We start from the raw sequence: 329 nt of genomic DNA on the forward strand, positions 1-329 counted from the left end.
GCGGGAGCAGGATTTGAACCTACGACCTTCGGGTTATGAGCCCGACGAGCTACCGAGCTGCTCCATCCCGCGTTAATACAAAAGGAGGATGTGGGATTCGAACCCACGCACGCTTTTACACGCCTGACGGTTTTCAAGACCGTTCCCTTCAGCCGGACTTGGGTAATCCTCCAAAATAGTTATACGGGAACAAACCCGTGTCCTCTTAGTGAAAAGATAATATTTCAATTCTCTACTAATGGACTAAACACTATGGGCACGAGTGGACTCGAACCACCGACCTCACGCTTATCAGGCGTGCGCTCTAACCACCTGAGCTACGCGCCCAA

Annotated in this window: 2 tRNA genes; both read right to left on the bottom strand. The window is 51.4% G+C overall.

The window, feature by feature from the left end:
- Positions 1-82: 82 nt before the first annotated feature.
- Positions 83-172: transfer RNA gene (locus N8M20_RS10245), tRNA-Ser, on the bottom strand.
- A gap of 81 nt (positions 173-253) precedes the next feature.
- A tRNA-Ile gene (locus N8M20_RS10250) sits at positions 254-327 on the bottom strand.
- Positions 328-329 lie beyond the last annotated feature (2 nt).

Source organism: Streptococcus mitis (genome assembly GCF_946190275.1).
Lineage (GTDB): Bacteria > Bacillota > Bacilli > Lactobacillales > Streptococcaceae > Streptococcus > Streptococcus mitis_DC.